A 3758-nucleotide genomic window follows, 5' to 3' on the forward strand; every position below is an offset into this window, starting at 1 on the left:
GCCCAGCGCGTACTGCCGCTCCGCCAGGTCGAGGGAGCGCTGCTGGCTGTCGCGCAGCGCTTGGTTGAGCACCAGTCGCTGCTGCGCCGCCGCCAGCGACAACCACGCGGTCGCGACTTCCGCGGCCAAGCTCAGCCGCGCGCTGCGCTGCGTCTCCTGCTCCGCGAGGAAGCGCGACAGCGCCGCGCCCTCGAGGCTACCCAAGCGGTTGAACAGGTCGATCTCGTAGCTCGCCAAGCCCAGGTTGACGCCGTAGGTGGTCGTCGCGCCCTCGCCGTTGATCGTGCGCTGGCGCGTCGCGGAAGCGCCCAGGCCGATCTCCGGCAGGCGATCCGCCGCCGTGATCCGGTACTGCGCCCGCACCCGCTCGACGGCGGCCGCGCTCGCGCGCAGGCTGCGGTTCTGGTCGAGCGCGAGCGCCACCACCTCGTCCAGCCGGGCGTCGGCGAAGAAGCCGCGCCACTCGTGCGCGGCAGCGGTCGATGCCTCGGTCGCCGCCTGGTTCACGGTCGGGGTCGCGGTGGGCGGCGCGGTCGCGGTCGCGGTCGCTGGCGTCGTCGCGGTCGCTGGCGTGATCGTCGTGGCCCCTGCCCTTCGATTCGCGGGCCGACTTCGCCGCGTGCCCATGCGCCGCATGGGCCTCCCAGACCGAGGCCAGGTCCGGGCGGCCAGGCCCAGCAGCAGAGCGATCGCCGCGCACCGGGTCGTCAAGCTCATGGATGCATGCGCGCGCCTCATGTCCGCGCCTCCGGCCCGGCCGCATCGCCCGCGGCGTGATGGCCCTCGTCGGTGGGCCTCGTCCCGGCATCGCCGGCGGTCCCGGTCCTCTTCATGCGGCTGAAGCGCTGCTTGACCCACAGATAGAACAGCGGCACGAAGAAGATGCCCAGCAGCGTCGCGCTGCCCATGCCGCCGAGCACGCCCACGCCGATCGCGCGCTGCGAGCCCGAGCCCGCGCCACTGGCGTAGGCCAGGGGCAGCACGCCCATCATGAAGGCGAGCGAGGTCATCAGGATCGGCCGCAATCGCTGCCGGCAGGCCTTGAGCGTGGCGTCGAGCAGGCCCATGCCCTGCGCCAGCAGGGTCTCGGCGAACTCGACGATCAGGATCGCGTTCTTCGCCGACAGGCCGACCGTCGTCAGCAGGCCGACCTGGAAGAACACGTCGTTCATCTGCCCGCCGAGGTGGCTGGCCGCGAGCGCGCCGATGATGCCCAGCGGCACCACCAGCATGACGCTGAAGGGCACCGACCAGCTCTCGTACAGCGCCGCCAGGCACAGGAAGATGAACAGCACCGAGACCGCATACAGCATCGGCGCCTGGTCGCCGGAGAGCCGCTCCTGGTAGCTGCGGCCGGACCACTCGAAGCCGATGCCCGGCGGCATCTCGCGCAGCACCTGCTCCATCGCGGCCATCGCGGCGCCCGAGCTCACGCCCGGCGCGACGTCGGCCTGGATCTCGTAGGCGGCGCTGCCGTTGTAGCGCACCAGCTGGCGCGGACCGTTGGTCCAGCCCGCCTTCGCGAAGGCGCTGAAGGACACCATCTCGCCGCTGCTGTTGCGCACGTACCAGAAGCGCAGCGCCTCGGGATCGGCGCGGTAGGCGCCCTCGCCCTGCACCAGCACCCGCTTGACGCGGCCGCGGTCGAGGAAGTCGTTCACATAGCTGCTGCCCAGCGCGATCGACAGCGTGTCGTTGATCGTCGAGGTCGTCACGCCCAGCGTGCCCGCCTTGTGGTCGTCGATGTCGATCTGCAGCTGCGGCGTCTCGGTCAGGCTGTTGGTGCGGGCACGGCTGAGCTCGGGCCGCTGGTTGGCCAGGTCGATGAGGCGGTCGCGCGCGGCGATGAGCGCCTCCGAGCCGACGCCGCCCAGGTCCTGCAGGAACAGCTGGATGCCGGCGCTGCCGCCCAGGCCGCGCACCGTCGGCGGCTGCACGACGAAGATGTTGGCGTCGCGCACGCGCTTGCCGAGTTCGCGGCTGAAGCGCTCGGCCAGCGCGCCGGCGCCCTGCGCCTTGCCGGTCCGCTCGGACCAGTCGGTCAGGCGGATGAAGCCCTGCCCCGAGCCCTGGTCGCCGCCGGCGCCGCGCACGATGTTGTAGAACTGGACTTCCTTCTGGTCGGCCAGGTAGCCCTCGATGCTCTGGGCGACGGCCTCCATCCGCTCCGCCGTGGCGCCCGGCGCCATGCGCACCTGGATCTGCAGGCCGCCCTGGTCCTCGTCCGGCAGGAAGGAGGTCGGCAGCGTCTTGTAGAGCGCCGCCAGCCCCGCGATCAGCAGCAGGTAGACGATGAAGCTGCGCACGCCGCGCGCCGTCAGCCAGCGCACGCGCGACACATACCGCTCGGTGAAGCGGTCGAAGCCGCGGTTGAAGCCGCCGAAGAACCAGTCCAGCTGCTTGCCGAAGGGGCCGCCGTGCGCGGCATGCTCGCCCTTGTGGACCGGCTTGAGCAGCGTCGCGCACAGCGCTGGCGACAGGCTCATCGCCACCAGCACCGACAGCACCATCGCGCTCACCACGGTGATCGAGAACTGGCGGTAGATCACGCCGGTGGAGCCGCCGAAGAAGGCCATCGGGATGAACACCGCCGACAGCACGACCGCGATGCCGACCAGCGCGCCGCTGATCTCCTTCATGCTGGCGCGGGTCGCGTCGCGGGGGCTGAGGCCCTCCTCGCGCATCAGGCGCTCGACGTTCTCGACCACCACGATCGCGTCGTCGACCAGCAGGCCGATGGCCAGCACCAGGCCGAACATGGTCAGCGTGTTGATCGAGTACCCCGCCAGCGCCAGCACGCCGAAGGTGCCCAGCAGCACCACCGGCACCGCGATCGCCGGCACCAGCGTCGCCCGCAGGTTCTGCATGAACAGGTACATGATCACGACCACCAGCACCATCGCCTCGATCAGCGTGTGGACCACGCCCTCGATGGAGACGCTGATGAAGGGCGTCGTGTCGTAGGTGAAGGTGACCTTCATGCCGTGCGGGAAGAAGGGCTCGAGCTCCTTGAACTTGGCCTTCACCAGCTCGGCGGTCTTGAGCGCATTGGCGCCGCTGGCCGGCACGATGGCCATGCCGGCGGCGGTGACGCCGCTGCTGCGCACGTTGGTGGTGTAGCTGTCGCGGCCGAGCTCCACCCGCGCCACGTCCTTGAGCCGCAGCGCGGAGCCGTCCGGCTGCACGCGCAGCACGATGTTGCGGAACTGCTCCGGCGTCTGCAGCTTGGCGCGCGCGGTGATGATCGCGGTGAGCCGCTGGCCCTCGGGCACCGGCTGCGCGCCGAGCTGGCCGGCCGAGACCTCGGTGTTCTGCGCCAGCAGCGCGTTGCGGATGTCGCCTGGCACCAGCGCGTAGCGCTGCAGCCGCGCCGGGTCCAGCCAGATGCGCATCGCATAACCGGAGCCGAAGACGTTGATGTCGCCGACGCCCTCGATGCGGCTGATGATGTCCTGCAGCGTGCTGGACAGGTAGTCGCCGAGGTCGGCGGAGCTGACGTTCGGATCGTCGCTGGTGAGCATGACCACCATCAGCGGCTCGGAGCCCGCCTTGGTGACGCGCACGCCCTGCGCCTGCACCGCCTGCGGCAGCCGCGAGAGCGACTGCGAGACCTTGTTCTGCACCTGCATCTGCGCCAGGTCGGGATCGGTGCCGGCGACGAAGCTCAACTGCGTGTTGGCGCCGCCGGAGGCATTGCTGGTGGACTCGATCGAGAACAGGCCGTCGATGCCCTTGAGGTTCTGCTCGATGACCTGCGT

General features: G+C 70.6%; 2 protein-coding genes. Both read right to left on the minus strand.

Going from position 1 to position 3758, the window contains the following annotated elements; all coding sequences use genetic code 11:
• A partial coding sequence (locus FUT87_RS01150) for a TolC family protein (protein ID WP_186830299.1) occupies positions 1–507 on the minus strand: 507 nt, incomplete at its 3' end.
• Between the two features lie 227 nt (positions 508–734).
• A partial coding sequence (locus FUT87_RS01155) for an efflux RND transporter permease subunit (protein ID WP_147239815.1) occupies positions 735–3758 on the minus strand: 3024 nt, incomplete at its 5' end.

The organism is Mitsuaria sp. TWR114 (assembly GCF_007997345.1).